This window comes from Polynucleobacter sp. AM-25C3, assembly GCF_018882335.1.
Classification (GTDB): domain Bacteria; phylum Pseudomonadota; class Gammaproteobacteria; order Burkholderiales; family Burkholderiaceae; genus Polynucleobacter.
Window position 1 is genome coordinate 1 of sequence record NZ_JACVOS010000027.1, and the last position, 4,308, is coordinate 4,308.

A 4,308-nucleotide genomic window follows, 5' to 3' on the forward strand; every position below is an offset into this window, starting at 1 on the left:
GGTACTCAAGCTGTTAGTAGCGGTGGTAGTGCGATTAGCGCGACCATCAGTTCTGGTGGTAATCAAGCTGTTTATGGTGGTGCTAGTGTGAGCGCTACTACGCTAAGCAGTGGCGGTAGCCAGACCCTCCTGAGCGGCGCTATTGTGAGTGGTCTTACGGTAAATGATGGTGGTACTCAAGCTGTTGGTAGTGGCGGTATTGCAAGTGCTACTACGGTAAATGATGGTGGTACTCAAGCTGTTAGTAGTGGCGGTATTGCAAGTGCTACTACGGTAAATGATGGCGGTACTCAAGCTGTTAGTAGCGGTGGTAGTGCGATTAGCGCGACCATCAGTTCTGGTGGTAATCAAGCTGTTTATGGTGGTGCTAGTGTGAGCGCTACTACGCTAAGCAGTGGCGGTAGCCAGACCCTCCTGAGCGGCGCTATTGTGAGTGCTACTAGGGTAAATGGCGGATTGCTTAATGTTTCTAGTGGAGGATTGGCATCCTATACGTCGGTCAGTAACGGCGGTATTATTAGCGTCTCTGCAGGTGGATCGTCTTACTACACACAGATTTACAATGGAGGCCAGGAGATTATCGGATATGGGGGTTACGGACCTTTTGCCACGATCTACTCTGGTGGTTTGCAAACGATTCGGGTCGGAGGTCTGGATTCTGGCTCAACCATACTGGCTGGCGGCGTTCAAATTGTATCTGGGGAAGTCCGGGCAGCACAGATTAGTGGCACGCAAATCATTCATGCTGGTGGTAGTGGCCTAAATGGCATCGTGTATTCAGGGGGTCTGGTTAATGCAAGTAGCGGCTCAACATTATTGGACTATCAGATTGTCGGAGATAGGGCTAGCATAACGGCAGCGGGAAATGTTTCAACCAACTCTTCGGTTGGCGGTCTAGCAATTTCAGTAGCAGGTTCGGATAACGGCGTGACACTTAATGGCGCATCGCTAGGTGCCGGCGTTCTATTTAATGGGTCGAACAATGCTTTAACACTGGCCAACAATACAGTCATCAATGGATCGATAACCCTGACAGACGGTACAGGCTCGAATACTTTGACGCTAGCAAATCAGCATTTAATGTTAGCCAATACAGGCACCTCAGGTGCAGCAGTCGTCTCGGGCTGGAGGATTTTTAATATTAATAGCGATGCCGCTGTTACTCTGGCTGGCAACACTGTTAACCTAGTAGTTGGCGCTTTTAGCAATGCCGGTAAAATAATGGTGGGGGCAACTCAAAACCTTAATGTTACCGGCGGCTATAGTCAGGCCGGTACACTGGGTTTAGGTTTTAATAGCCCTTCTGCCTATGGCAAGATGGTAGTAAGTGGCAATGCTATTCTCGGTAGTGGGGCGCAGATTGCCGTGAGCAGCGGTTCAGTGCTAGCGCAATCCGGTGACTATAAAAATGTATTTAGAGCTACCGGAACCACGACGGGGGCTTTTGTGAGTAGCGGCTCTTATGGTCTTACCCCTTACACCATTGTTAGCAATGGCTCGGGCTTTGATCTGGTCACTGGTAAGTCATCACCTGGTATTGCCGGGATGACACCCCTCTTAAATGGTGGTCAACCGACAGCGATATTAAATCAGGCGCAGGCCTCTGTTGAAGTTATACGTAACCGTATGGACCGTATGGATGATCAGGCACACCAAAGTATCATTGAGTCTAGTTATGCTTGGGTTGCTCCATTTGGTAATTCGGCGCGGCAAAGCGGTAACGGCGCGCCTTCAGCGGCCTATACCCAAAATACAGCTGGAATTGCTTTCGGTGCTGATACATCGATAGATCCCGACTTGCGCCTAGGCCTGGCGACAACATTTGCTGGTGCCAGTGCTAGCGGATTAAATTTAGATACAGGTGACAGTCTTACAACGACGAGTTATCAACTGACGGCGTATGCCAAACAGAATATGGCCGATAGTGCGGAAATTCGTTTTATTCTTAACGGCGCTTACGATCAAAATAATTCGAAACGATTAACGACAGCCAATGCTATTCCTCAGAATGCATCAGCCAAGTATGGCGGATGGCATGGGTTGGCAAGTGTAGAGGGAAGTCAGAATTGGCAATGGGGTGATACAACGCTGACGCCACTCATTCGTTTGGATTACAGCTATGCCTCCGTTAATGGATATGACGAAACAGGGGCGGCGGGGTCGAATTTAATTGTTAGCGGACAAAAAGGGCAGAGCATGATTGCTGGAGCCGGCGGTCGGATGCGCCTTGACCTAAACGAGACGAATCATGTGCTATTCCGCACATTAATTGGTTACGACTTTGCAGCCACTCCTAGTGCGTTGCAGGCTAGAGATGTCAGTGGTATCGTATTCACGACGGCGGTAAATAAACCAGGCGCGCTCGTGACGCAGGTTGGGGTAAGTTATGAGATTAACCCGAAGACAAAGAATGATCTACGTCTACGCCTGAACTACGATTATTTTGGACGAACTTCAGGCTATAACAACAACGCAATTAATTTGAATTTGATTGTGCCATTTAAGTAGTTGTATAAAAAAATTACTTTTTTAATAATTAATGTGGATAACGACATGACTCAAGATGGGAAAAATAGTTCAACTCAGGAAGACGGCGATGTTGAAATGATCTCCACTGCCGGGCTTGATCCAAAGGCGGAATTGGCGATTGTAGTGCCCCTGGTTAAAAATTATATTGTGATCCCGTGCCACAGCCTACGCAAAAAGGGTTAAAGGGTATCCGATTTGATTTTAATAATGGCTGCCGAGTAGGGGTGCCGCCACTGAGCAATGGGGATCTATGGCGCATCCGCTTTTCCGATCTGCAGACTTCAAATATTACTTTCGAAACGACGGTGGCTGGAGGCTCCTCAAAGCACGAAGATATATTACGTGCCTGACCTGCCCTGGGATTTTCAGACCAAAAGCTTTTAGAGATAATGACTCCTTCAACCTAAGGAGCAGGTATGAAGAGAGCACGGTTTTCAGACGAGCAGATTGTTCGCCAATAGCAGAAGTTGCTAAGCGCCACGGGGTCAGCGAACCCTCCATTTACAACTGGCGTAAGAAGTTTGGCGATCTAGGTACGGATGACGTCAAGCGCTTAAAGCAACTCGAGCAAGAGAACGGCCGTCTAAAGAAGATCTTGGCAGAGCGCGATCTCGAGATTGAAGTGATGAAGGAGATTGCCGTAAAAAAGTGGTGAGCGTGCAGGAGCGGTTGGAGCAGGCCCGCTATGCAGTTGGGCGAGGCATTTCCCAAAGACGAGCTTGTACGCTGCTAAGTGTTGCTAGATCTGGCTTAGATTACCAGTACAAGATGCCGGTTAAAGATCAGCCTATCGTGGTTGCCATGCGCCAGTATTCTGAGCAATATCCTCGCTACGGAGCAAGGCGGGTTCGGATCTTTTTAAGACGAGATGGCCTTGTTTTGGGTCGCGATCGGACGGCACGCATCTGGGCTGGAGCTGGTCTGCAGGTGCCCGCCAAAAGGACACGCAAGCGCTATCGCAGTCAAAATCGACAAACCGCATGTAGCCACTGGCCCTAATGAAGTTTGGGCATACGATTTTGTATTTGATGCTTGTGCCAACGGGCAAAAGCTCAAGTGCTTAACCTTAATTGACGAGTTCACCAAAGAGAGTCTGCGCATTGATGTGGCCGGCTCGATTAAAGGCAAGCGGGTTGTGCAAGTGTTAGAGGAGGTCATCGCAGAACGTGGCTATCCTAAAGTTCTTCGCAGCGATCACGACCCAGAGTTTGTGAGTACCGTCTTGTTGGAGTGGGCTGTAGAGCGAGGATTACGCAATCTGCATATCGAGCCAGGCAAACCTTGGCAAAACGGTACTAATGAGAGTTTTAATGGCAAATTTAGAGATGAGTGCTTAGCCATGAACTGGTTTCACAGTAGAGAGCATGTCAAAGTGATTATTGAAACATGGCGTAAGCAAATGACCGTAGGAAATCCCTTTAGGGACAATTTGATTAGGCCACACTCAAGCTTGGATTATCAAACCCCAGCAGAGTTTGTCGCTGGATGGCAAAAGGAATTAATAACGGGAGCCAGAGTTTCTAGATGAAATTGGTCCGATAAAACCAGACAGGTCAAGGCCGCTTCTATCAATGTATTTAATGGAAATCTGATAAAATAAGGGTTTCGGATAATTTTTTAGAGGTCTTGACTAATGTAGGTGGTAAGATGGGAATCCCCCCATTTTTAACTTAAGCTAAAAGTAGAAGCTGGTACTGCAAGTGCTAGTTTTTGCTTTGGTGTAATTCCACCTAAGCCCATGTTCGGTCTTTCATGATTGTATGTCCACATCCAATCGGT

At 48.0% G+C, this 4,308-nt stretch carries 3 protein-coding genes and 1 pseudogene; all 4 read left to right on the forward strand.

Translation table 11 applies throughout. The features are described 5' to 3' along the window. On the forward strand, window positions 1-2,508 hold a 2,508-nt coding region (locus tag ICN12_RS10665), incomplete at its 5' end, for an autotransporter outer membrane beta-barrel domain-containing protein (RefSeq protein WP_216272490.1). Window positions 2,509-2,553: 45 nt separating this feature from the next. Further along, complete coding sequence (locus ICN12_RS10670; RefSeq protein WP_216272491.1) at window positions 2,554-2,712, forward strand: hypothetical protein; 159 nt, start codon at window positions 2,554-2,556, stop codon at window positions 2,710-2,712. A 41-nt stretch (window positions 2,713-2,753) separates the two neighbouring features. Then, on the forward strand, window positions 2,754-2,879 hold the full coding sequence (locus ICN12_RS11010) for a hypothetical protein (RefSeq protein WP_370625030.1): 126 nt from the start codon (window positions 2,754-2,756) through the stop codon (window positions 2,877-2,879). A 107-nt stretch (window positions 2,880-2,986) separates the two neighbouring features. Further along, a pseudogene (locus ICN12_RS10675) lies at window positions 2,987-4,057 on the forward strand (IS3 family transposase). Window positions 4,058-4,308: the final 251 nt, after the last annotated feature.